The organism is Neobacillus cucumis (genome assembly GCF_002860255.1).
In the GTDB taxonomy this organism is placed as follows: Bacteria; Bacillota; Bacilli; order Bacillales; family Cytobacillaceae; genus Neobacillus; species Neobacillus cucumis_A.
On the sequence record NZ_PGVE01000072.1, the window covers coordinates 58,574 to 82,131 of the forward strand.

A 23,558-nucleotide genomic window follows, 5' to 3' on the forward strand; every position below is an offset into this window, starting at 1 on the left:
ATTTGTTCTGTTTAGAAAATATTTAAGAAATGATAAAGAAATGGAAAGTTTTCTATTGACAGTTATTGGAACATCAATTATTATCATTATTGAGAATGATAATAAAAAGAGGAAGCTTTACAAGGGGGAGTTAGAATGGTTAGTACAGCAAAGATCATTTCGATGTTTGTTCCGATTATTTTTTCAGTGGCATTATTCATTGGGTTGATTTTATATTATCGAAAGAAGACGGGTATTGCGGTAAAGCCGTTAATTATAGGCGCGTTTGGATTTGTGGTGATGACTCAGGTTTTGGAAAAAGCTCTTCATCTAGCGGTCATTACGGCTTTTCCAAATTATGCGGAACACCCATTGCTGTTTGGGCTATATGGGGGGATGGCAGCTGGCACATTTGAAGAGCTTGGTCGCTTTCTTATATTTACATGGCTGTTAAAAAAATTCTACGATTACAAAGGGGGAATTTCGTTTGGAGTCGGCTGGGGCGGCATGGAGGCCATTTTGTTAGTGTTAACCATGGTTGTGCCAACCATCATGTTTGCGTTTATGATGAATGCAGGTACACTAGAAAAAACAATGGCAGGAAAAATCCCAACGGAACAGCTTGCTGTCATTAAAGATACCGTGTTAAACAATGGTATATCCTTTTATTTATTAGGCTGTGTTGAACGGTTTTTCGCCGTATTTATGCAGATTGCTTTTAGCTTATGGGTATTGATTGGGGTCGTAAAAAAGAAATTTATTTATGTTATTTACGTCCTTCTCATTCATGCTGCGATTGATTTCCCGCTCGTGTTCGTGCAGACCGGTCATTTTACAAGCTTATGGGTTGTGGAATTATATATAGCAATCGTGGGCATTACTTCGTTTTGGTTCATTAAGAAGGCGAGGAGATTGTTAGCATAACGACAAAGGGGTCCTTACGGGAGACGTAAGGATCTTTTATTTTTTTTTATAATAACGCTACAATAATTATAGTTTACATGAAAAGGAGTTTTTACTATGGACTTGCAATTGCATGGAAAAAATGTATTGATCACTGGCGGCTCAAAGGGGATTGGCAAAGCGATCGCCAAGGCATTTGTGGAGGAGGGCGCAAATGTTTTGATTACAGCGCGTCAGATGGAAGCATTGGAAATGACAAAACAAGAGATCGGGGAAAGGGTCTCTATTTTCCAAGCCGATATTACCAATGCGGACGAGCGTGAAGAAATGTTTCAATCGGTTATCGAACAATACGGAAACATAGATATCTTAATTAATAATGCCGGGGGGAGCAATGGCGGGAACGCGTCCGAAACAGAAATGGATTTGTTTTACCACGCCATGGAGCTGAATTATTTTTCAGCGGTCCATTTAAGTAAGCTGGCTGTGGAGAATATGAAAAAGCAGGGAACAGGCTCAATTATCAATATTACATCCGTTTACGGGAGGGAAAGCGGCGGAAAAGTCACTTATAATAATGCCAAATCCGCACTGATTAGTTTCACTAAGTCGTTAGCAGATGAAGTTATACCATATGGAATTAGAGTCAACGGTATTGCGCCAGGAAGCATCCTGCATGAAACGGGAAATTGGAAAAAACGACTCGATGCAGATCCGGAAGGGATAAAGGAATTTGTGAAAAAAGATATTCCAGCTGGGCGATTTGGCACTCCCGAGGAAATCGCCAATGTAGCGGTGTTTCTTGCTTCCGAAAAAGCCTCATGGATTGTGGGCGCGACTATCAATGTGGATGGCGGACAGTCGAAAATGAATTTTTAAGATGAATGGAAGAAGGAAAAAACAGAGACTAAAAAATTACTTAGTCTCTGTTTTCTTATTTTCTATATAACTATCTCTGTATTTATAGGGTATGTCTCCAATTTTGGATTCAATCCCTTTTCTATCAAGCAATTCCTTGTATTCTTCCATCTTTCGAGAGGGCAGAACCGTTTTTTGTCGGCCAGTTATGTCTGTGGCAGAATAAGTTTCGTAATCCTCCGCATAAGACTCTTCATTTATCCCTTGGTTATAGAGCTCATTATAGCTGTTATAATCCCCAACGAGGTCAGCAGGGGTTTCCGAGGTTCCAAACTTGGCCACTTCCTGAAAGCTGTCTTGAGTATCGATAACCCCATCGTCCGGTTCATGCCTAAAGGAGTTAACCTCGGATGGCTTTAAGAGGTCTTCTTCCACTGGGCGATAATCCCCGCTAGCAGCTTCCCGAGCGTGTTCTACACAATGTAAGGTGGAAGGAAGAACTTCCAGCCGCTCGAAAGGAATTTCGTCCCCGCAAACCTCGCACTTTCCATAGGTTCCTTTTTCAATGACATCCAGTGCCGTATTTATTTTTTTTAGTTCATCTTCCTGGTGGTTCTTTAAGGCAAAATCGCGTTCACGCTCAAATAATTCTGTCCCCATGTCAGCAGGATGATTGTCATAGGTCGATAATTCATCGACTGTTTCCCGCAAGCTCGTATCCAGCGTGGGGTTACGATTGATTTGTCCTTTAATCTCCTGTTTTTCTTCCTCAAGCCTCTTTTTTAATCGGTCAAGCTGATTTACAGACAACATGATGGTCCACGGCCCCCTTTATCATTTCTATTAATCTCTTAAATAATAAATACCCTTTTTGTTTTTTATAGAAACATGAATGATTATGTTATTGAAAAAAGGGTATTTTACTAGAGAAATCCTTTCGACTCATGAGGAGGTAATGACTATGTTCAATTTTATGATTGGATTCATCCGAGGAATGTCGGTAATGGCCCCGTTTTGGTTTATGATTTATTTAGCTGTATGGGGAAAGGAAGGCAGGCAGAACGAAGCCTAACAAAGGTTATTGAGGTGTAGAATGATCATTAAATCTCAACAAGAACCCGGGTTTCAGTGAAAACGCCGGGTTTTTGCAATTGAATAGTTTTAGTTTTATAAAGCATTTCTTTGTAATGAGAAATGCTTTTTATCTAGCACTAGAATGCCAGCTTGGGGACATTTTAGAATACAAAAGTGACGACGATATACAAGAATAAGCTTGTTTGAGTTGAAGGTGTTCCTTTAATGGGGGGAGTTTAATTTAGTTAGAAAGTGTATGCAGCAAGACATATGTAATAAGATAAGTTAAAATTTTAGTAGAATATACATAAAGGAGGGGGGATTCTCAATGCATAGAAATAAAGAATTATACTCATTTTTATTAGCTAAAGCAAGAAATCTTACAGAGGAATGGTATAATTCTCTTGATAAAAGTGACTCGTCAGGAGTATATGCCTCTGATGACCCTAATGTTACCAATACTTTAAAAAAACAAAACTATGATTTCCATTTACATCTTTGTGACGTTTTTATTAGGGAGGAAACAGAGTTCTTGGAGGAATTCCAAAAATGGATCCTTTCTATTGCTCAGGATCAACAGCATTTAAACACACCACTCCATTATATGTTAAGAGAATTTTTTAGGGTGCGGGAACAGTATCTTGATTATATTCAGGATTTTGTTTCTTTACATGAGGATGAGTTTTCCAAAGAAGTGATAGATAGCTGGAATCGAGTGATGATAAAAGCATTTGATAAAGTTGTGTTAGGTTTTGTTGAAGAACATCAATACTATTCACATCAAAAACTACGTGCTCAACAGGAACTTATACAGGAGTTAAGTTCCCCGGTTATTGCTCTTAACAAAGAGGTAGCGTTACTTCCTCTTGTAGGCGATATAGATACGAGACGGGCTAAGTTAATGCTTGAAAATACTTTGAACCAGTGTGTCAATCTAGGAGTAAATGATCTTGTTATTGATTTATCAGGCTTTCTAATGATTGATACCATGGTAGCCCATCAAATCTTCCTTATGATAGAAGCATTGAGATTAATTGGGGTGACCTCTACCCTTTCAGGAGTAAGACCCGAGATAGCACAAACGGCTGTACAGCTAGGACTCGAATTCAAGGATGTTTCAACCTATTCTACTCTGCGCCATGCACTAACTTCATTGGCTGCCTTCAGAGGATGACATGGTTGCGTGTTTGTCGATTAGCTATTAAATTTTTCTGATTTAATTTTTTATTATGTTGTCCACACCTTGTCACACTACCAATCATAAATTATCTAAAAGGGTATGAAGGGAAGAAGGGTGCGATTGCGGGACGATGAGAATAGATTTAAAAAGAAACCCAATAAGGAATCGAATCGGTTTTCTGGATTTATGTTTGGAACCAATAAGCAAGGAGAAGGAAACATAAAGGACGAAAGTCATTCACAAGAAATTCCGGAACAAAAAGAGCCACCCTATTTCAATCGCAAGACAAATCAGTTTGATGATTGGATCCTTGGCTCTCGGAGAAAGGAAGCGGAGCACAGTGCTCTGACTCCTCAAAATCAAGTAGAACAACAAATCGTAAATCTACTTAACAAAGTGGATGTCGTATTGCTTATGGAAACAGTAGATATGCTTGTCGAAACAACTAAACAATATAAACCATTACTGAAAGGAATCTCCCCAAAGTTTAAACAATTAATAAACAAATTTAAATCCTAATACACATGGGGACGGTTCTCCTGCTTCTTTGGAAGCAGGAGAACCGTCCCCGTGATTATTTTTCCTTTTGATAATATTGTTTGAACCAATTTACAAACTGACCTAAACCAGCTTCAATGGATGTTCGTGGATAGAACCCGATATCCTGATGTAAATCGGAAATATCTGCATAGGTTTCTTTCACATCTCCAGGCTGCATTGGTAAGAATTCTACTTTCGCTGTTTTCCCAATGTGTTTCTCTAATATTTGAATAAAATCCATTAACTTTACAGGATTGTTATTGCCAATATTATAAATTTTATAGGGAGCATAGCTAGAGCTAGGATCGGGATTCTTCTTATCCCAGTCATGATTGTACTCTGGCGGATGATCCAATAATTGAATGATTCCTTCCACAATATCATCAATAAAAGTAAAATCTCTGCGCATGTCCCCATTATTAAATACTTTTATTGTATTTCCCTCGAAAATATCTTTAGTGAAAGTATAATAAGCCATATCAGGCCGTCCCCACGGTCCATATACCGTAAAGAAACGAAGACCTGTAGTTGGAATATTATATAGATGACTGTAAGTATGAGCCATTAATTCATTTGCTTTTTTAGTGGCTGCATACAAACTCACAGGATGATCAACAGAGTCACTCGTTGAGAAGGGAATGTTTGAATTTGCTCCATAAACCGAGCTTGATGAGGCATAGATTAAGTGTTTTACATGATAGTGCCGGCATGCTTCTAAAATATTTGTATATCCCAGCAGGTTGGAATGAATATAGGAATGTGGATTTGTAAGACTATAGCGGACTCCTGCTTGAGCAGCTAAATTAATGACAATCTCTATGGAGTGGTTTTGAAATAATGTTTTTAATGACTCTTCCTCTGCTAAATCGATTTTATAGAATTCAAAATTAGGGTGTTCGTCTAGTAACTTTAACCGTTCTTTCTTTAAAAGAACGTCGTAATATTCATTAAGGTTATCGATACCAATTACATGGTAATTTTGTGCTAACAAACGTTTAGAAAGATGAAATCCAATAAAACCTGCTGCTCCAGTGACTAAAATATTCATTTTCTGCGATCATGACCTTTACGGCCGTCCTCTTTTTTTCGATTCTTATTTCTTTTCCTATGCTCGTCCATTTTCTTAATCTTTTTACTTACTTGTTCCTCTTCAACTATTTCTTCTTTCCCAAGAGGAATGGGGGTGCTCGTCCACTCCGCATGTAGATCAGGATCCATTTCCTTTACCTGTTCAAGGAAAGACTCTAAGAAGCCTCTTTCACGAAGGTTTTGAAATAACTCAAGAGGTCTTTTTTGTTCATTTGTGAAGGCATAGACATGGTCAACCATTTTAAATCCATTATTGGTTATTATAATATGTCTTAGTGGGGCATCAATTTGCTTAAATCCTGATTTTTTTTGATTAGTTAAAATATCAAGTAATTGTCTTGTCACGTCTTCCGATAATTTAGATTGATGCTTAAGAAAGGTGTTTAAATCAGGTCCGAGAAGATATTCCATCACTACATAATTCGGTCCTGTTTCAAAAACCTTTGGTATAAAGGACAAGTTTTTGTAAGTTAGTAAAACCTTTTTTTCCTGATTGGCATGCTCTTGTTTTCCGTAAATCTTAACACATTTATCTTCTGCTACCCGATATACGGCACCCTGATGGCCTTTACCAATTAATTGTTGTGTAACTGAACTGTCTACCCTTACACTTTCTCCAGAGCCGCCTGAGGTTACGGGGATATTTTTATAGTCCAATCTGTTTTTGTAAAAATATTTCCCCCAAGCTTCGTATGCACGCGGTGCTAACTTTTTTACTTGCGCTAAGAATGAGTCTTTTAATAGGATGATCTCTAAATCTCTTAGTAGTTTAAGAGGAACAGGATACATTTTGGTGAAGGCATTAACATGGTCAACGACTTTGAGCTCTTCATTATCAAGGACGAAAATGTGGCTAAGAGGGGCATCTACCGTGGTAAACTTTGCCTTTTTTAAGTTAAACAAAATATTAAGAAGCTTTCTTGCGATAGATTCAGGGAGGTAGGTGCAATTCTTTAGGTATTCTTTTAACGTTGGCGCATTAAAATATTCCATGACGACATAGTTTGATCCTGTTTCATATACTTTGGGTAAAAAGGACAAATGTTTTCCAACTGTAAGAGCTTTGGCCTCCATCTCTGCTTCAAGCGGATCGATGTATATTTTTACACATTTGTCTTCAGAAAGTTTAAAGACGGCACCTTTTGCCCCCATTCCTACTAAAGGATAGTTAGCAGGATTATCAATCTCTAAGGTTTTTAACCCTTTGGTAACCTTAATGGATTTAAAATTCCCCATTATGATCCCCCCAACAATTCATCATAATATTTTGCCTGCAATAATAGCTGTTGAGTAGCATCAAAGTTTTTCTCGACTTTTTGACGCGCTGCAATGGAGTACTCTTCCCATAACTCCCTGTGGGTCAGCATAAACTCAAGGGCTTCAGCAAGTTCATCAACATTGTTTTCTTGCACTAAGAACCCCTCTTGATGATGGGTAACCAATTCAGGGATGCCTGCATGATTAGTGGAGATGACAGGTACTCCTGTTGCCATGGCCTCTTTTAGGGTATTAGGAATCCCTTCCACATCTCCTGCTGATGATACGATACTGGCCGCGCAAAATAAATCTGCAGAGGCCATATGTTCTCGAACTTTCTCCTTTGGAAGATGATTTAATAAACGGAAGGAATCTCCTAAATTTAGTTTTTCGGACAAAGAAGTAAGGGATTCTTGAAGTTCTCCTCTACCGATAATGGTAAGTGTAGCATGAGGGAATTTGTCTTTAATTTTTTGAAAGGCCTGCATTAAAATATGATGGCCTTTTTTTTCTACTAATCTGCCTACAGATAAAATGTTTTGTGAGTCTCCAAGACTTGGCGGTCGATAATGGTATCGGCTTAGATCAATTCCTCCGTATAGCACTCTAATTTTCTCCGAAGGGCAGCCCCAGTCCATAATTCGATCGGCTAAATATTGACATACTGGAAAAAACATATCTCCTTGCTCAAAAAGCATCTTCATGTTTTCTAAATAGCCTACTGGCTGATTGGCTAAAGTGGCATCTCTGCCACGAATACTGGTTACTAGTGGAAGGTTCGTTTTGTCCTTAAAAGGAAGTAATAATATACCTAGTTGTCCATGATGGGCGTGTAAGAGAGAGATATGATTGTTTTTTACAAATTGTCTTTTCGAATAAATTTCATTTAGATAATAAACTTTTTCATTTAGCAGCGAAAGGTCGGTCATGTACTTTGGATGTCGTACCAAATGAATATAGTCATAGCCCGGAACTTCACGAATTTGTGGTATATATTGAGTCGGATCAACTCTTAAATTTAAATGCATAACTGTTGACAAAAAAAATAGCTCCTTTCGAAAAGGTATAGGGAAATAATAAAATTTTCTATATTAACTTATTCACAAATGAAAAAGAGGTTCGGACAAATAGCAAAAAAATACCTTAGAAGTATCTAACAGCTTTTTTATCCTACTAATAATTCGTAACTATTAAAGAAGAGAGGGATAAAAATTACCTTTTAAATAAAGGATTTGCCACTGCAGGAGGTAACTGGTGAGGGCCAGGTTTATTACCTGACCCCACATAATGAAGGTGGATGGATGAATGAGGAATTTACAAGGCTCTTAGGAAAAGAGGAAGGGTCCCCGTGGGATGGGGGATCATCATGTCATCTAGAATTCAATTTGACCCCTAAAACGAATAAACTAAAAGACCTCATCGTTGTATTGCATAATAGCGTCATTTAATAAAATGATGTCCATTAAAATCTGTTCCCTTAACGTTTCGTTGTTACATTTATAAATATCATCAATTAGACGGCCAATTTCTTTCGATAAAAGAAGTTTTATTTCGCACATGGTCTGATCCTCACTTTATAGGAAGATATATTATTTATTCAATTATATGTTTATAGGTCGAGACTTTTTCGGAATTTATGTAAATTAGTCCATCGGTCATAGGTAATACACACGGGGACGGTTCTCCTGCTTCCTAAGAAGCAGGAGAACCGTCCCCGTGATTATTACCTGTTCTCCATTTTCCTTAGCTTATAAAAACGAATAACATTTTTAAGGGTTACTTTAACAACCGAGTAGAGTGGAATGGCGATAATGATTCCTATAAATCCATAAATAGCCCCTGAAATTAACAAAATGAAAATGACAGTTAATGGATGAAGATTCAGTTTCTTTCCCATAACTCTTGGTGTAACAAAATTTCCATCTATTTGTTGTGCAACGACTCCGACTAAAACGACTTTCAAAACCATCAATGGACTTTGTAGAAGTGCGAAAAGGAAGGCCGGGACCATTCCGATTACGGGGCCAATAAAGGGTACCATCGTCATACACATGGCGAAAATAGCAAGCACTAGACTATTATTCAGGCCGATAAGGCAAAATCCAATATACAGCATGATACCATCGGATATTGCGATAATACATTGTCCGATTATATAAGCGGATAGAGTCTTATCTATATCTACAAGAATTAAATTACCCTCTTCTACGTGTTCCACAGGTAGATTTTTCAAGAGAGCGGGCTTCAGTTTCTCGCTATCACGTAAAAAATAAAAAACAATAAACGGAACAACTGCAAGCACCGTTGCAATACTAGTGATAATTGATATGATATTCGTTATATTTTGTTCGACATGATTAAAAAAGGAGTTTGAGAGAGAATTTGCTTTTTTTTCAATCATTCTTATCGAACTGTTTCCAAAGCTATTATGCTTAACCAAGTTATGGGACACATTTGATATCTTTTCAACTTTATTTGGAAATTGGTCCGAAAGTTGCTGGACTTGTTGTGCAATGGGTGTACCAGTAAAATGAACAAAAAGATATCCAGCCCCGATGAATAGTAAATAAACAATCAATATACTCATATTTTTGCTGAAATAATTGGAAAAAAAGGTTACAAATGGCCTCATTATATAATAAATTATTCCGGAAAGGAGAATCGGAAAAAATATAGTAGCAATTAATTTTTGAAAGGGCCAAACAAAGTAATCAATTTTCCCAAATAAGAAAATGATTAATAGAATTAACAGGATACCTGTTGCATATTTAAAAAAAGGTCTCTTTATCCACATACCATCCACCCTAGAAGAATTTATTTCTAATAAGTAAGGAATTTATTCGCTGCTAAATTAGTTTCTCTATTTAACTATCCTATTTCTCTCCTACATAAACGTATATTTTCAACCGACAAAGGGAACTGGTACAGTTTGTTGCAGAAGGATTTTTGTCTTAGTTCTAGAATATAGATGATAAAAATCGTAAAAATTTGCAGAATGGGTGAGATAAATAATACAGAACATTACTTTCTCTTTAAATAATAAAATGGAAAAAAGTATAATTGATAGACTACGGAGCGAAGGCTGCGTTTTTGCTGAAGAAGAAACCCAGTTGCTTCTCTCAGAGGCTGGCAGTATGGAGGATTTAATGAAAATGGTAGAAATACGAGCCAGTGGCCTACCGCTTGAATACGTTCTTGGATGTACAAAATTTTGTGGGCTGCGAATAGAGGTAGAACGGGGAGTTTTTGTACCACGTCAACGTACGGAGTTCCTGGTTAAGCAGGCAGAAGCATTGACGCACATAGATGATATTGTAGTGGATTTATGCTGCGGGTCTGGTGCTGTTGGGGCTGCCATTGCAACCGACATAAATAAGATTGTATTACATTCCGTGGATATTGATCCTGTCGCAGTAAAATGTGCTTCCCGCAACCTAACAAACATTGGTGGTCACGTTTATCAAGGTGACTTATATAGGGCATTGCCCCCTTCGTTGAGAGGTCGTGTGAACATCATAGTAGCTAATGTACCTTACGTTCCTACTGATAAAATAAAGCTGCTTCCACAGGAGGCACGCTTATATGAACCAAAAGTGGCACTTGACGGAGGAAAGGACGGGCTGGACCTTCAGCGAAAAGCAGCGGAAGAGGCGCCTATTTGGCTTGCTCCTGGAGGGCATTTATTGGTAGAAACGAGCGAAATACAGGCAGCTCAAACTCTTGAAATCTTTGCGAATGCTGGACTAACTACCAAATTAGCCAGAGATGAAGAATGGGATGCAACAGTTATTATTGGAACAAATTCTGGCAAAAATAATCTTTTCAGAAAAACGGATGATATAAAAATGACAGGTAAGAATCTAACAAAATAGATCTCACCTGTCATTTTTGTATGACAAAAAATCCTAAATTGCATAGGATGCATATGATTTTAGCAGATATCGTTCTATAAACTCAGCTAATCCATCATTTTCGTGATGTCCTGTAATAAAATCAGCAGCTGCTTTAACCTCATCACTAGCGTTCCTCATTGCTACACCAGTTCCGACAGACCTAAGCATCTCTAGATCATTGGGTCCGTCGCCAATAGCTACGACTTCATTTGGACTGATCCGGTATTCAGTAATTAAGCTTTTTATAGCAGACCATTTGGAAACATTAGGAGCAACCATTTCAAACCCGTCAATCCAATCGATGACTTCCGCTTCCTTTTTAAACAAAGCGGAAAGGTTCGGACTGGGTGCACCTGTTCGAACACTATATTTAAGAACATCTTGATAATTTGCGAGTCTTAAATCTCCAATATACCGTGGCGGAATTTGCCCAACTTTTGTCCAATAATCGATTTCTTCATTTGTTTCCTTACAATAAAGCCCATTTGCTGTATGGATCATAACATTACAAGGATGTTCGGCGGTCAGATGGTGGAATCGTTCTTCGTTCAGTTGGACAGTTTTCATTTGGAGGGCTCTTCCTGTCTCTGCATCGTGAATAGCAGCACCATTCAAACAGATCATTGGAGTACTTAATCCTATTTCTTTATGATAAGGGGCGGTTACTTCATAGTGTCGTCCGGTAGCTAGAAAAACCTTGACACCTTGATTCATGAGCTTATTAATGGCTTCCATATTTCTGTGTGAAATGGTGTTTGTGGCTTTTAGTAGTGTACCATCCATATCAATAAATATTGCACGCACATTCATATATAATGCCTCCTCATTCGTTGGTAAACCCATCATATCATCTGAATATTAAAGCCTTGTAAACTCAGTGTACGAATTAAATAAAGATTAGTATGACGTATGTAAAAAACCGTTAGAACACGGTTTAAGGAACGAGGCCATTTTAATAAAATGCAAAAATTCCTGCTTTTTGACCAAGAGGCAGGAATTTTTCTACATGAATGAATGCTAAATTCGTTTAATAGTTTTTTAGCAGCATTTTATCTATGGAACGTACTTTATCATATGATTTTTTTAGTCTCTCAGGAACCAAGGTTCGGCCGTATTCCCAGGAATTCCTTTCTATTTCAGCTAGAAGCTGTTCTTTTTCAAAATCCTCACCATACTTTAAAGTCCTTAAATCGTGTTTGTTTTTCTTAAAATCTAAATAATAGCCGAGTTGATGAAAAAGAATAATTTTAACACAGTCTTCATCGGTCTCTTTAATTTTAAAATTAATATTAGCAATGTATCCATTTATTTGCAGATAGTTAAACTTAATGGTATTTGTCGAGACGTTATAACTCATAGGCGCAGGCAGTTTATTATTCAATTCATAATTTATATCTAATTTGTGCTCTTGCAATGTAGCTTTAATGATCTCCTCAATATCCCATATATAAAGCATCTTATTGATCAATACCCTTCCATAGAATTTTCATTCAAAGTCACTTTATTAGTAAGAAATACTATTTTTTCTCAATGATAACGAATAAAACACCAATGAGAATGAGAATGGAGCCTATCCAAAAGGGTACACCTATGTTTTCACCTAGTATAAGCCATCCGAGTAATGCTCCGACCACGGGTTGAAAGAAGAAAAATAATCCTCCACTTAGTAATCTTACTTATAATCATCTGTGTTCTATTATAGCAGAATCTACAGTTTTTTAATGGATAAAATCCTTATATGTTACCGAGAAACCAGTAAGGTCACCTCTGCTTACTAAGGTGGAGTGTATAATTTATCTTCTCCTAGAAAATATTATGTCAAAAAGGAATTTTTTGAAAGATAAGTTAGGTACTGGATTGCAAAAAGGCTTTTATACCGTAGTAGGGAGATACCGATGAATAAAGAAAAAATTAGTTCCCTCCAGCTTTTTTATTTAATGACGGGATATGTTTTAGGGACGGCTATCATTTTAGGATTAGGGGCCGAAGTAAAACAAGATGCATGGTTATTTATACTAATCGGTATAGTAGGCGGTCTCGTTTTAATGGCTGTGTTTAGTCAACTATCCACCTATTATCCAGGTGATACATTGGTTCAGATGCTGCCAAAAATTATCGGAAAGTATCTTTCCTATCCAGTAGGCCTGCTTTATATTTTCCATTTTACCTATTCCGCTGCCAGGGCATGCAGAGAATTAGGTGATCTTATTGTTACGACCATATTAAGTGAAACCCCCATTATTGTCGTAATCGGAAGCTTTATGGTATTGATGATTTATTGCTTACGAGGGGGAGTTGAGACCTTAGGCAGAATGGCCGAAATCGTTTTTCCTATTTATATTTTTGCTCTCATTCTGATTTGGATTTTATTATTTAGTATTACAGAATTTAATCTTAAAAATCTAACTCCTATATTAGGGAATGGCCTAAAGCCATTATTGAAAAGTGCCATTCCAACAGCAATAAATTTCCCATTTGGAGAAACCATGGTCATCTTGATGCTATTTCCTTTTCTAAATAAAAATGGACGTCAAAGAAAGATAGGAATGCTCAGCATTCTAGTTGGTGGTCTCCTTTTAATTGTTAATTCGATTATGATGATCTCTGTATTAGGGCCTGAAATTTACAGTAGGGATCTATTTACCCTGCTTGCGGCTACTCAAATGGTTTCTATTGCAGATTTCCTTGAACGCTTTGATGCTCTAGTTATTTTAATGATGGTTACTGGTGTTTTTTTTAAGATGGGAGGGTTTACACTCGGAGCCGCCGTGGGAATATCTCAATTATTCAAATTAAAGCAGACTCGTTCTGTAGTGCTTGCACTTGGTACAATCATTCCCCCCTTATCTCTAATAAGTGCATCCAGTTATGTGGAACATTTAGAATTTGGATTCAAGTTTTATGTTCCATATGTTCATACCATTTTGCAAATAATCATACCTGTCATACTACTTTTCATCGCATTTATAAAAAAAAAGGGAACATAAAAAGATTCCTTATCGAGGAGGTGGTTAGGATTGAGAATGTTAACAGGGTTAAAAAAAATAATGTCTGCCAATCATAAACAGAATAAATCCCAAATAGTAGACAAAAAGGATATGGGTGTATTAACTGGAATTTTACATGAAGATTTTAATCAGATTAAGCAGCTTTTTGAAGGGGCGGCAGATTTTGCTTATCGGGAACTAGGAATAAATTCTACTACCTCTGTTATCATTTTATTCCTTGATGGTTTGGTCGATATGGAAAGAATCGAATTACACGTGATCAATCCTTTGGTAAAACAAAACGAGAAACTGCTGCAGCAATCAAAACCTACAATGGATGACATAAAAGCAGTTCTTAGCTCAGCTCAAATAGTAGAAGGGACAACGTTCGAGCAAGTGATTGATCAAATTTTATCAGGAGGAACGGTTGTATTAATTAACGGTTGTCAAAAAGCGCTTTTTTTAAGTCAACAATCATGGGAGCAGCGGTCAGTGGAAGAACCTTTAACAGAAGCAGTTGTTTTAGGACCAAGAGAAGGCTTCACTGAAAATATTCGGACGAATGTAAGCATGATTCGAAGACGATTAAAAACAACGAAATTGAAATTTGAATATATGAAGATAGGAAATCTATCTCAAACAGAAGTGTGCATTACCTATCTTGATAGTATTGCACAATTTTCCATCGTAGAAGAGGTACGAAGCCGGTTAAACCAGATTAAGATTGATGCTATTGAGGACAGTGGGTATATATTGGAATTGATCGAGGATCATCCATATTCCGTGTTTCCGCAAATTGTGCAGACGGAGCGGCCGGACCGAGTAGTAGGAAATCTACTCGAAGGCCGAGTTGGGATTATCGTGGATAATAGTCCTTTTGTTCTCATAGTTCCTGTCACATTTTTTCAGATGATGAATTCCCCAGAGGACTATTATGGAAGATTTATCATGACATCGTTTATTAGGTTCATTCGGTATTTATTTTTATTGATTGCTTTGATGTTTCCAGCAATATATATTGCTGTCACAACCTTTCATCATGAATTGATGCCAACAAACCTTTTGTTCAGTGTTGCGGCTTCAAGAGAAAAGGTGCCATTCCCTGCGGTCGTAGAAGTCCTGTTAATGGAAATAACCTTTGAAGCATTACGCGAAGCTGGTTTGCGATTGCCAAGACCAATTGGGTCAACAGTTAGTATTGTTGGTGCGTTGGTGATTGGACAGGCAGCGGTAGAAGCAGGAATTGTATCAGCTCCATTAGTCATTGTAGTATCAACAACGGGTATTGCCTCGTTTATGTTTCCTAATTACGCCTTTACCGGAGCTATTCGACTCCTGCGTTTTATTATGATGTTTCTAGCCGCAAATCTTGGGTTTTATGGCATCTTGCTTGGAGTTTTCTTTATTGTGGCTCATCTGGTTCAACTTCGGTCATTTGGTATACCTTATTTGGCTCCTATAGCTCCATTTACCTTTAATAACCTTAAAGATATATTTATTAGAGCCCCTTGGTGGAAAATGAATGAACGACCGGAACAAACTGGAAAAAGAAATCTAAAGAGGTTAGGCCCAAGAAATCGTAAATACTAGCTTGTTTATCAGAGGCTATTTTCGCAAAAATTGTTGTCTTCGTATAGGTTCATCAACCGTATAACTATATGCTTCGTGGCATCTTTTCGTAAGAAATTTTGCGAAAATTGCCTAGAATCTTAGTAAATGGCCCTTATTAAAGTCCAGAAGCAACTAAGTTTACGAAAAGAGCCTTATCATATGACAGGATGGGTACTAATGAAAGCAATTAGACGGCTGCTACTCTTAAGTATGACCATTATTATGCTTACTGGTTGTTGGAATCGTATTGAAATTAATGATGTTGGTATTATTACTGCTATTGGTTTAGACCTTTTGAAAGGGGATCGAATTCTACTATCTCTTCAAGTAGCCGTTCCATCAAAGTTAGGTCCAACTGGAGCAAGTGGTGGAGGCAGCAATGGAAAAGGTACCTTCGTCATTTCAGACACTGGTTCAACCGTTTCGGAGGCTTACCGAAATATACAAGTCAAAATGTCGAGACGTATTTTCTTTTCGCAAAGCAGGGTGTTATTAATAGGAAGTGAGTTAGCTAAAAAGGGTGTTTATCATATTATTGATTTCCATACAAGGTACCAAGAACCACGGATCAACAGTTTTATCATGTTCACTAAGGGAAAAGCATTCAATATCATTAAAAGTACACCAAATTTTGAGAGTGTTTCATCAGAAGAAACGAAAGAACTTGCGAAGCTTGGTATAGGTCTAAAAATTACTGTAATGGATTTTTATAACATGCTTCTTACTGACGGTTTAGAACCTATTGCACCAAAATTTTCATTAGAATCTAGAGAATTAAAAAATAAATCAAAAAAGATACAAGCAATTAAAGGAGCAGCTGTATTTAAAAATGATAAACTGGCAGGTTGGATGGATGAAGAGGAAATTCGGGGAGTTTTATGGCTTCGAAACGAAATACAGGAAGGAGTAATAACAATTAAGATCCCTGAAGAAAATGGCGGTGGAAAGGTTAGTTTGGATATTGAAAGAACCGAGGCAAAAATTATTCCAGCGCATAGAAAGGGAGAAGTAATAGTCACATTAATAGTGAACGGTGAAATGACGATCATAGAAAATTACTCTAAATTGAATTTAACCGAGCAAAAAGTACTCGAATTTTTACAAAAAAATATTGAAAAAAAGATTAATGAAAGAATTCGGTTATCAGTAGATATTGCCCAAAAACAGTATCAGTCAGATATTTTTGGGTTTGGTCAAGAGATATACAAAAAATATCCAAAGGAATGGAATTCACATTATAAAAATAAATGGGAGCAAGAATTTCCACATTTAGATGTTTCAATAAATTCACATGTTTCTGTAAGAAGAATTGGTTTAACTAAGTAAATAATTATTTGAAAAAAGGAATAAAACATGATGAAGATAGGTTTAATCATTCTTATTTTTGCTTCACTTCTTGCTTGGGAAGTACCTCTCTTAATCAGAAACAAAGAAATAAAAGAATTGGTTGTCTTTTCTATTCTTTTTGTCATCGGATTTGTCTTAAGTATTGCGGTGATTATGAAATCTTTTATTTGATTTCCTTCCCCGGGACATTGGAAAGTTAGATGTACACCATGTCCCAGGGAGTTGATTAATCGTAACGGACTTGATCTTCTCCTTCAATAATAAGCTCAAGTTCTGTATAAAAGTTGAGTTCAAGCGGTGCTGGTAATCGTTCAATTAATTCCTTAATTTCGATAAGATTTTCTGCTTCTTCAATAGTAGATGGTGGTTGTTCTAAATGCTGAAACCAATTCTTTAACTCGTCAATAAACTCATAAAAATGCCTCTCAAACCTCTCTGCACATTCCTCGCTTTCATCCTCTGAGGCTTTCTTCATCCACTCCCAATCTTCTAGGGCAATTTCCAATTTCTCTTTAACACGATTTATCATTTAATCACTCCACGAATATTAGTATAATATGGTGAGTTAAAATCATTTAAAAAAATTCATCAAAACATAAGGAACTAAGTGAAATGGAACGAATTATTCTATGAATTTTAAATGATTATAATAAGAAAAATAAAAAAGTAGAATTTTTTTGGATTATCTCAGTGAAAAAAATTGGTTTTTCTGCTAGCATACTAATGGTATATTATAATCCGGAGGGAAAAACATGAGCAAAATAGAGGAATTAAAACAAGAATTGCAGGTCTTGACCGCTCGACGTGATCGGATGCAGAAGAACCTTTATGAAGTGGAAAAACGCATTAATGAGATTGTTACTGAATTAAAAAAACAATAAAAACGAAGGGGACGCTCCTTTAAACAGTTGGCTGCCAAACAGCAGCCTTTACTTATTAAATTAAAGGTGCATGAACTGACGTTCATTCAGGAAATTCTACAAAAGTCAATCGCAATTCAGTCGAGAATACCGCTTAAATATAATAGTTACATCGTGAAAAATGTGAAAACCGAGAGAAGAAGAGAAGTAATCACCATGGCAAGAAGTGGTCTTAATCCTTTTGTTCTAAGATCCGTGAGGCTAACATTCAAACCCAAGCCAATCATTGCCATGGTCAATAGAAAGGAAGTGACAAAAGAAATGCCGTTCATGACACTTGCTGATAAGATCATCGTATGTCCAATCACATAACTTCCAAATAAGCTCGTGATAATAAAACCAATAAGAAACCAGGGAAATTCAATTTTTTCTTCAGAATCAGATTCAACAGTTCCTTTACGTTTCATCCAATACATGAGAATAAAACTGAGTGGAACAAGTAAGAAGACACGACCAAGTTTTGCTAACAGTGCTATAGCAAGGGCATCCGGTCCTGCTGGGGCTCCAGCTAGGGCGACATGGGCAATCTCGTGAAGTCCTACACCTGACCAAATTCCGTATTGCATGTCTGTTAAAGGAATAAAAGGTCTAATAATCGTATAGGCAATAGCAAAAAAGGTTCCAACTAAGGCAATAATCCCAGCACCCATTGCGGTATCTTCCTCCTTAGCTTTCAAAATGGGTGACACGGCTGCAATGGCCGCTGCCCCACAGACTCCCGTGCCTATTCCAAGTAACATAGATAATGAAGCATCTGCTTTAAGCCATTTTGCAAGTAATAGGGTAACAAGGATCGAAAAGACAATCGTTCCGATATCTCTTGCCAGCAAAACTAACCCCTGATGAAACACCACATCCATATTGAGTTTTAATCCAAAGAGAATGATGGCAAGTCTTAACAATTTTTTTGCAGAAAATTGAATACCTGTACGAAGTTTTTCAGGGTATCCCCATATTTGTCGATAGATGACAGCTATAATAATTGCACAGGCAAGCTGCCCAACATGATCTAGTCCGGGGACTTTTGATAATTCATAACCAATTAATGCCATAATAAAGGTAAACGCAATACCCCCAAGCAAGCGCCCAATGGTAGATGAGTTCTGCTGCTGTGTGATTGCTGTGTTTGTCATTGTAAGATCTCCTTTAATTGATCATGAATTAATCATATGTTCGTTTCAATTATAAGTAAAATAAATTATAATAATGATTACAATAAGTATTTGCTTATTATACTTTCACTTGAAACTTGTCCATCATTCTTTAGTTATAAAAATAGGGGGAATCATAGTGGATCAATCCTTAACTGTTTTTATTATCGTTGCAGAACAGCGTAACTTCACTCGTGCCGCTGAAATTCTTCATATGACACAACCAGCCGTGAGTAATTATATTCAGACACTAGAACGAACGTTGGATACAAAATTGTTAGAAAGAACGAATAAATATGTCAGACTTAATAAAGCCGGAGACATTGTTTATCATCACGCAAAAGAAATTTTAAGTTTATATACGCGAATGGAAAATTTATTGGATGATTTAAAACATACTGCAAGTGGAACTCTTACGATTGGTTCTAGCTTTACATATGGGGAGTACATTCTTCCTCACAAAATCGCCAAATTACTTAATGTTTATCCATTACTAAAACCTAACATCATAATAAGAAATACAAATGATATTATTGATTTAATGATGCAACAACAAATAGATGTCGGGATTATTGAAGGTGAAATGAAAAATAATAAAGTAAACATAAAACCATTTGCACTTGACCGCTTATCAATCATAGTGCCCTCCAACCATCCCTTATTAGCAAAAAAAGAAATAGATCCTTTAGAGTTGATTGAGGAGACGTGGCTAGTCCGGGAAGAAGGTTCTGGGACAAAGGAAATGCAGGAAAAGGGTTTTAAACAGTTGGGTTTTACTCCAAAAAAGATAATGGAATTTGGGAGTACACAGGTCATTAAGGAATCCATTGAAGCCGGTCTGGGGATTTCATTACTTTCTCACTCAGCTATAAGAAAGGAGTTAGAGCTTGGAAAATTAATGGTACTCGATATAGAGGGCTTTCCAATCACAAGAAATTTCTCGTTAGTAACTCCAAATGTTACATTTCAAACAAAAGCAAGCGAGGTTTTTAAAAAATTAATAATAAATGAGTGATGGTTTTAGTTTATAGATTTATGCAAAAAAAATAAAAGAGGGTTCTTAAGGTTTTTCTGCAAAAAAAACCGTTGGTTTAAGTATTAGAAAATAATGTACAATGATTTATGTTCTTGCTAATTGAGGTGCGATTTTATTGTCTAAAACTACTGTTAAAATTGTCTAATTTTCAGTTTAAGGCTCTGTTATAATTCATTGTTGATTCGTGTAGGTGTGAGAATTCATAGTCGGAGAATTTCCGGCTAATGTATAAAGAGGAAGCTTAAGAAGCAGAAATTAGCGGAGATATTCCGATTAACTGCTCTAAAAAAGACAAAATCCTAAGATTTGGGTAATATAAACGGAAAAGCTTCCTTTATTTTTAAGGAAATACCTATATTTCCCAATTTAAACGGAATTTTAACTTTTATTTTTCAAACACAGTGAAATCAACATTCAAGAAAATAGATGAATGGAAAAGAGCATCCAAAAATGCTCTTTTCTTTTTAAAATAATGTTATTTTTGGAGTGGATTAAGTTACCGAGATAAAACGAAATACTGACAAAACTCCCCATCAAGAGAACCCGTTAAAAATAATCGATTGGTATTTTTATTTAATTAAAGATAAAGGCATTAATGTTTAAAGGATAATACTTAGTTCAATAGGAAATTGTAATAAATGTATATTAATATTTGGAAGGATGACCTTATTTGGAGAAAAAGTTGTTAAATCTACTTACAGCTTTGTGTATGGTTTCATTACCCTTTTTATTTAAGGGTTCAAAAATGAGAGAAAATCTTGTTATTTTTTTCTCAAAAGGAGTACTTGCGACTCTCATTGATGCTTATGTTGTTGGAACAAAAAAAATTGAATATCCTGTTCGGCCTTTTCCAAAAATTTTTAAAACGAATCTTATTTATGATATATTGTTCTTTCCGATTTTAAGTGTTATCTGGGTGAAAATATCGTACAATGATAATTTCGGTAAAATTTTATTAAAAAGTTTGATTTTTAGTGTTCCTATGAGTATTGGTCAATGGTTTATGGAGAGGAACACCAGATTATTTAAATGGCATAAATGGTCACCTTTCCATACTTTTGCCAGTTGTAGTTTTACTTTATTTATGATAAGAGGCTTTGTTGGTTTAATAAAAATATTAGATCGGTTTAAAGGTAAGCAAAATATAAATGAACAAGAAAGTTATCAAAATTGACCTGAAAGATAAATTTTACTGTCATTCCTGTTTTTAAAACTTAAAGGTTGCTACAAGCAACCCTTTTTTTATTGTCTTTAAATTATAGGGTGCATTTCTTCAACAAGAGCCATCAAGTTAATATACCAAAATCACGAATGACAAAACAGGATTCATCTCCTGCTTTTTTTTTGCCTAAAAATGTAAGGTTTTCAAATTGATTAATACAGTTAGCCTGATAAAATATGTATAATGATATATAAAATATATTATTTTTTCCTTATAATAGTTTTAAAAGGGAGAATACACAGTCAGCTTTGAAAGGGGATACATATTTTTGAACACGAAATATCTAGATTTACTAGCCCACAAGTATGATAGTGCAGAAAAAGTAGTAACAGAAATTATTAATCTCGAAGCCATCCTGAATCTACCGAAGGGGACTGAACATTTTGTCAGTGATCTACATGGAGAGTATCAAGCCTTTCAACATGTATTAAGAAATGGTTCTGGGAAGGTTAAAGAGAAAATCAATGACCTGTTCCAATATATCCTATCGGAAAACCAAAGGAATGAATTTGCCACATTAATTTATTACCCAGAAGAAAAACTACAGCTAATAAAAAATCATTTTTATAATGAACTAGAATTAAATCAATGGTATACAGAAATCATTGAGCGAATGATTAAGCTCATTTCTTATGCCTCCTCCAAATACACGCGCTCTAAGTTACGTAAAGCCTTGCCGAATCAGTTTGTATATATCATAGAAGAGTTGCTCTATAAAAAAAATGATTCTACCAATAAAAATGATTATTATTCAAAAATTGTCCAACAGATTATTTCTTTAGGACAGGCCGATAAGCTGATCATAGGACTTGCCAATACGACTCAGAGATTAGTAGTCGACCATCTTCATGTTGTGGGTGATATTTATGATCGGGGACCCGAGCCTGATAAAATAATGGATACGCTGATTAATTATCATTCGGTTGATATTCAGTGGGGAAACCATGATGTTCTATGGCTGGGCGCCTTCGCTGGTTCAAAGGTATGTCTCGCTAATATTATTCGTATTTGTGCAAGATACGACAATTTAGATATTATTGAAGACGTATATGGAATCAATCTGAGACCATTACTGAATCTAGCGGAGAAGTACTATGAAGACAATCCAGCGTTTAGACCAAAGGTCCATTCCGATAAAAAGCTATCCGATCATGAACGACTCCAAATTACGAAAATTCATCAAGCGATAGCCATGATACAATTCAAACTGGAAAGCCCAATCATCAAAAGGCGTCCGTATTTTAACATGTCAGAAAGACTTTTACTTGAGAAAATTGATTTTGACAAGAACGAAATCAGGTTACATGGGAAAGCCTACCCTCTAGAAAATAGTTGCTTTGCAACGGTAAATCCAAAACAGCCCGATCTATTATTAGAGGAGGAAAAACAGGTAATAGAAAAATTGCTGTTTTCCGTTCAGCATTCCGAAAAGCTGGCAAGACATATGAAATTCCTGATGAAAAAAGGCAGCCTTTATTTGAAATACAACGGAAACCTGTTGATTCATGGGTGTATTCCTTTAGATGAAGAAGGAAATTACGAAAAAATGGTGATTGAAAATAAGACCTATGCAGGCCGTGAATTACTGGACAAATTTGAAAATTATTTACGATATGCTTTTGAGCATCCCGAAAAGACAGATGACCTTGCAACAGATATGGTGTGGTATTTATGGACTGGTGAATATTCCTCTCTATTTGGAAAAAGAGAGATGACCACTTTTGAAAGGTACTTTATTAAGGATAAGGAAACCCATAAAGAGAGAAAGAATCCTTACTATTATTTACGTGAGAAGGATGAAATTTGCAAAAAAATCCTTGCTGAATTTGATCTCGATCCTGAACAGGGTCATATTATAAACGGCCATACCCCAGTGAAAGAAATTGAGGGAGAGGATCCGATCAAAGCCAATGGAAAAATGATTGTCATCGACGGAGGTTTCTCCAAACCATATCAATCTGTCACGGGTATAGCAGGATACACGTTGCTATATAATTCCTACGGTATGCAATTGGCTGCACATAAACAGTTTCATTCAAAAGAAGATGTATTATGTAGCGGGACAGATGTCTTATCGGTAAAAAGAGTAGTGGATAAAGAACTGGTCAGAAAAACGGTAAGAGAAACGAATATTGGTAAAGAACTATTACAGGAAATTTCCATTTTGAATCGGTTAAGGGAATATCTTTATATGAAGTAACAAAGAGTTTATAAATAAAGCACATAAAAAATCCATCCTTTTGATTGAAAAGGATGGATTTTTACATTATATAAATAGAGTTTGGGAAAATGTAACACTTTTCCCTATTGCAGAATAATTTTTCAAAATAATTAATAAATTCTGAATATTTTATTGACATCATCCATTCTGTAGAGTAGTATGAAAATTAATTGTATGATAGCGGATGAATATTGTGGGAGAGACCAAACGAATTGTTTGGCACCGAAGGAGCAAGTCCCCATACAAATGGGTATCAATCTCTCAGGTAAAAGGACCATAATAGGACGCGT

22 protein-coding genes, 2 pseudogenes and 1 riboswitch are annotated in these 23,558 nt (G+C 36.2%); of the genes and pseudogenes, 13 read left to right on the plus strand and 11 right to left on the minus strand.

Translation table 11 applies throughout. From position 1 onward, the window contains the following. Positions 1–135: 135 nt before the first annotated feature. Entirely contained in the window at positions 136–903 is a 768-nt protein-coding gene (locus CVD27_RS19775) for a YhfC family intramembrane metalloprotease (RefSeq protein WP_101649706.1), read from the plus strand. Between the two features lie 96 nt (positions 904–999). Beyond that, positions 1,000–1,761, plus strand: a complete 762-nt coding sequence (locus tag CVD27_RS19780; protein WP_101649709.1) for an SDR family NAD(P)-dependent oxidoreductase — start codon at positions 1,000–1,002, stop codon at positions 1,759–1,761. Between the two features lie 36 nt (positions 1,762–1,797). Here CVD27_RS19780 and CVD27_RS19785 read toward each other — a convergent pair whose 3' ends face one another. Beyond that, the gene (locus tag CVD27_RS19785; RefSeq protein WP_101649710.1) at positions 1,798–2,553 is read right to left on the minus strand and encodes a TraR/DksA C4-type zinc finger protein; all 756 of its coding nucleotides are present in this window, start codon (positions 2,551–2,553) and stop codon (positions 1,798–1,800) included. A gap of 589 nt (positions 2,554–3,142) precedes the next feature. Here CVD27_RS19785 and CVD27_RS19790 point away from each other — a divergent pair. Both CVD27_RS19790 and CVD27_RS19795 read left to right on the plus strand, forming a co-directional pair. After that, on the plus strand, positions 3,143–3,988 hold the full coding sequence (locus CVD27_RS19790; protein ID WP_101649712.1) for an STAS domain-containing protein: 846 nt from the start codon (positions 3,143–3,145) through the stop codon (positions 3,986–3,988). A 126-nt stretch (positions 3,989–4,114) separates the two neighbouring features. Beyond that, on the plus strand, positions 4,115–4,513 hold the full coding sequence (locus tag CVD27_RS19795) for a hypothetical protein (RefSeq protein WP_101649714.1): 399 nt from the start codon (positions 4,115–4,117) through the stop codon (positions 4,511–4,513). A gap of 55 nt (positions 4,514–4,568) precedes the next feature. Here CVD27_RS19795 and CVD27_RS19800 read toward each other — a convergent pair whose 3' ends face one another. The 5 genes from CVD27_RS19800 to CVD27_RS19815 form a co-directional block, all read right to left on the minus strand. Continuing rightward, a complete protein-coding gene (locus CVD27_RS19800; RefSeq protein ID WP_101649715.1) occupies positions 4,569–5,582 on the minus strand; it encodes an NAD-dependent epimerase in 1,014 nt (337 codons plus the stop codon). Then, complete coding sequence (locus tag CVD27_RS19805) at positions 5,579–6,859, minus strand: hypothetical protein (protein WP_101649717.1); 1,281 nt, start codon at positions 6,857–6,859, stop codon at positions 5,579–5,581. The genes CVD27_RS19800 and CVD27_RS19805 overlap by 4 nt, the downstream gene beginning before the upstream one ends. Further along, positions 6,859–7,920, minus strand: coding sequence for a glycosyltransferase (locus tag CVD27_RS19810; protein ID WP_101649719.1), 1,062 nt, complete (start codon positions 7,918–7,920; stop codon positions 6,859–6,861). Before CVD27_RS19810 ends, CVD27_RS19805 begins: the two co-directional genes overlap by 1 nt. A gap of 366 nt (positions 7,921–8,286) precedes the next feature. Next, positions 8,287–8,439, minus strand: a complete 153-nt coding sequence (locus tag CVD27_RS28285; protein WP_180960367.1) for a hypothetical protein — start codon at positions 8,437–8,439, stop codon at positions 8,287–8,289. Between the two features lie 164 nt (positions 8,440–8,603). Beyond that, complete coding sequence (locus CVD27_RS19815; RefSeq protein ID WP_101649721.1) at positions 8,604–9,674, minus strand: AI-2E family transporter; 1,071 nt, start codon at positions 9,672–9,674, stop codon at positions 8,604–8,606. A 250-nt stretch (positions 9,675–9,924) separates the two neighbouring features. On the opposite strand from CVD27_RS19815, the pseudogene CVD27_RS19820 reads away from it, so the two are divergent. Continuing rightward, positions 9,925–10,686: pseudogene (locus CVD27_RS19820) on the plus strand (putative protein N(5)-glutamine methyltransferase); the annotation flags it as partial. A gap of 99 nt (positions 10,687–10,785) precedes the next feature. On the opposite strand, the gene CVD27_RS19825 reads toward CVD27_RS19820, so the two are convergent. The 3 genes and pseudogenes from CVD27_RS19825 to CVD27_RS19835 all read right to left on the minus strand — a co-directional run. After that, entirely contained in the window at positions 10,786–11,583 is a 798-nt protein-coding gene (locus CVD27_RS19825; protein ID WP_101649724.1) for an HAD family hydrolase, read from the minus strand. Positions 11,584–11,800: 217 nt separating this feature from the next. Further along, a complete protein-coding gene (locus tag CVD27_RS19830) occupies positions 11,801–12,229 on the minus strand; it encodes a hypothetical protein (protein ID WP_101649860.1) in 429 nt (142 codons plus the stop codon). A 61-nt stretch (positions 12,230–12,290) separates the two neighbouring features. Next, positions 12,291–12,437, minus strand: a pseudogene (locus CVD27_RS19835) (EamA family transporter); the annotation flags it as partial. Positions 12,438–12,668: 231 nt separating this feature from the next. Between CVD27_RS19835 and CVD27_RS19840 the strand changes: the two are divergent. The 4 genes from CVD27_RS19840 to CVD27_RS28290 all read left to right on the plus strand — a co-directional run bounded on the left by CVD27_RS19840 (position 12,669) and on the right by CVD27_RS28290 (position 16,889). Continuing rightward, on the plus strand, positions 12,669–13,760 hold the full coding sequence (locus tag CVD27_RS19840) for a GerAB/ArcD/ProY family transporter (protein WP_101649726.1): 1,092 nt from the start codon (positions 12,669–12,671) through the stop codon (positions 13,758–13,760). A gap of 36 nt (positions 13,761–13,796) precedes the next feature. Then, entirely contained in the window at positions 13,797–15,350 is a 1,554-nt protein-coding gene (locus CVD27_RS19845) for a spore germination protein (protein ID WP_257984444.1), read from the plus strand. 198 nt (positions 15,351–15,548) lie between these two features. Then, positions 15,549–16,697: a Ger(x)C family spore germination protein gene (locus CVD27_RS19850; protein WP_180960368.1), complete on the plus strand. Its 1,149-nt coding sequence runs from the start codon at positions 15,549–15,551 to the stop codon at positions 16,695–16,697. Positions 16,698–16,727: 30 nt separating this feature from the next. Then, positions 16,728–16,889, plus strand: a complete 162-nt coding sequence (locus CVD27_RS28290) for a hypothetical protein (RefSeq protein WP_180960369.1) — start codon at positions 16,728–16,730, stop codon at positions 16,887–16,889. 55 nt (positions 16,890–16,944) lie between these two features. On the opposite strand, the gene CVD27_RS19855 is transcribed toward CVD27_RS28290, so the two are convergent. After that, on the minus strand, positions 16,945–17,247 hold the full coding sequence (locus tag CVD27_RS19855; protein WP_101649732.1) for a hypothetical protein: 303 nt from the start codon (positions 17,245–17,247) through the stop codon (positions 16,945–16,947). A 223-nt stretch (positions 17,248–17,470) separates the two neighbouring features. Between CVD27_RS19855 and CVD27_RS28850 the strand changes: the two genes are divergently transcribed. Further along, the gene (locus CVD27_RS28850) at positions 17,471–17,599 is read left to right on the plus strand and encodes a hypothetical protein (RefSeq protein ID WP_257984436.1); all 129 of its coding nucleotides are present in this window, start codon (positions 17,471–17,473) and stop codon (positions 17,597–17,599) included. Positions 17,600–17,745: 146 nt separating this feature from the next. On the opposite strand, the gene CVD27_RS19860 is transcribed toward CVD27_RS28850, so the two are convergent. Continuing rightward, positions 17,746–18,771 carry a YeiH family protein gene (locus tag CVD27_RS19860; protein WP_101649734.1) on the minus strand — a complete coding sequence of 342 codons (1,026 nt, stop codon included), beginning with the start codon at positions 18,769–18,771 and terminating at the stop codon, positions 17,746–17,748. 157 nt (positions 18,772–18,928) lie between these two features. Here CVD27_RS19860 and CVD27_RS19865 point away from each other — a divergent pair, with 157 nt between their 5' ends. The 3 genes from CVD27_RS19865 to CVD27_RS19875 all read left to right on the plus strand — a co-directional run bounded on the left by CVD27_RS19865 (position 18,929) and on the right by CVD27_RS19875 (position 23,247). Further along, positions 18,929–19,804, plus strand: coding sequence for a LysR family transcriptional regulator (locus CVD27_RS19865; RefSeq protein ID WP_101649735.1), 876 nt, complete (start codon positions 18,929–18,931; stop codon positions 19,802–19,804). 691 nt (positions 19,805–20,495) lie between these two features. After that, a complete protein-coding gene (locus CVD27_RS19870; RefSeq protein WP_101649738.1) occupies positions 20,496–20,999 on the plus strand; it encodes a CBO0543 family protein in 504 nt (167 codons plus the stop codon). A 316-nt stretch (positions 21,000–21,315) separates the two neighbouring features. Beyond that, positions 21,316–23,247: a fructose-1,6-bisphosphatase gene (locus CVD27_RS19875; RefSeq protein ID WP_101649740.1), complete on the plus strand. Its 1,932-nt coding sequence runs from the start codon at positions 21,316–21,318 to the stop codon at positions 23,245–23,247. A gap of 205 nt (positions 23,248–23,452) precedes the next feature. Then, a riboswitch (glycine riboswitch) is annotated at positions 23,453–23,555 on the plus strand. The last annotated feature ends 3 nt before the right edge of the window (positions 23,556–23,558 follow it).

Excerpts from the sequence above, each read along its gene's own strand:
- CVD27_RS19790 (WP_101649712.1), top strand. The coding sequence starts at position 3,143 with ATGCATAGAAATAAAGAATTATACTCATTTTTATTAGCTAAAGCAAGA.
- CVD27_RS19780 (WP_101649709.1), top strand. The coding sequence starts at position 1,000 with ATGGACTTGCAATTGCATGGAAAAAATGTATTGATCACTGGCGGCTCA.
- CVD27_RS19855 (WP_101649732.1), bottom strand. The coding sequence starts at position 17,247 with ATGATAAATCGTGTTAAAGAGAAATTGGAAATTGCCCTAGAAGATTGG.
- CVD27_RS19850 (WP_180960368.1), top strand. The coding sequence starts at position 15,549 with ATGAAAGCAATTAGACGGCTGCTACTCTTAAGTATGACCATTATTATG.
- CVD27_RS19830 (WP_101649860.1), bottom strand. The coding sequence starts at position 12,229 with ATGCTTTATATATGGGATATTGAGGAGATCATTAAAGCTACATTGCAA.
- CVD27_RS28850 (WP_257984436.1), top strand. The coding sequence starts at position 17,471 with ATGAGCAAAATAGAGGAATTAAAACAAGAATTGCAGGTCTTGACCGCT.
- CVD27_RS19845 (WP_257984444.1), top strand. The coding sequence starts at position 13,797 with ATGTTAACAGGGTTAAAAAAAATAATGTCTGCCAATCATAAACAGAAT.
- CVD27_RS28290 (WP_180960369.1), top strand. The coding sequence starts at position 16,728 with ATGAAGATAGGTTTAATCATTCTTATTTTTGCTTCACTTCTTGCTTGG.
- CVD27_RS19815 (WP_101649721.1), bottom strand. The coding sequence starts at position 9,674 with ATGTGGATAAAGAGACCTTTTTTTAAATATGCAACAGGTATCCTGTTA.
- CVD27_RS19805 (WP_101649717.1), bottom strand. The coding sequence starts at position 6,859 with ATGGGGAATTTTAAATCCATTAAGGTTACCAAAGGGTTAAAAACCTTA.
- CVD27_RS19800 (WP_101649715.1), bottom strand. The coding sequence starts at position 5,582 with ATGAATATTTTAGTCACTGGAGCAGCAGGTTTTATTGGATTTCATCTT.
- CVD27_RS28285 (WP_180960367.1), bottom strand. The coding sequence starts at position 8,439 with ATGTGCGAAATAAAACTTCTTTTATCGAAAGAAATTGGCCGTCTAATT.
- CVD27_RS19860 (WP_101649734.1), bottom strand. The coding sequence starts at position 18,771 with ATGACAAACACAGCAATCACACAGCAGCAGAACTCATCTACCATTGGG.
- CVD27_RS19775 (WP_101649706.1), top strand. The coding sequence starts at position 136 with ATGGTTAGTACAGCAAAGATCATTTCGATGTTTGTTCCGATTATTTTT.
- CVD27_RS19840 (WP_101649726.1), top strand. The coding sequence starts at position 12,669 with ATGAATAAAGAAAAAATTAGTTCCCTCCAGCTTTTTTATTTAATGACG.
- CVD27_RS19785 (WP_101649710.1), bottom strand. The coding sequence starts at position 2,553 with ATGTTGTCTGTAAATCAGCTTGACCGATTAAAAAAGAGGCTTGAGGAA.
- CVD27_RS19825 (WP_101649724.1), bottom strand. The coding sequence starts at position 11,583 with ATGAATGTGCGTGCAATATTTATTGATATGGATGGTACACTACTAAAA.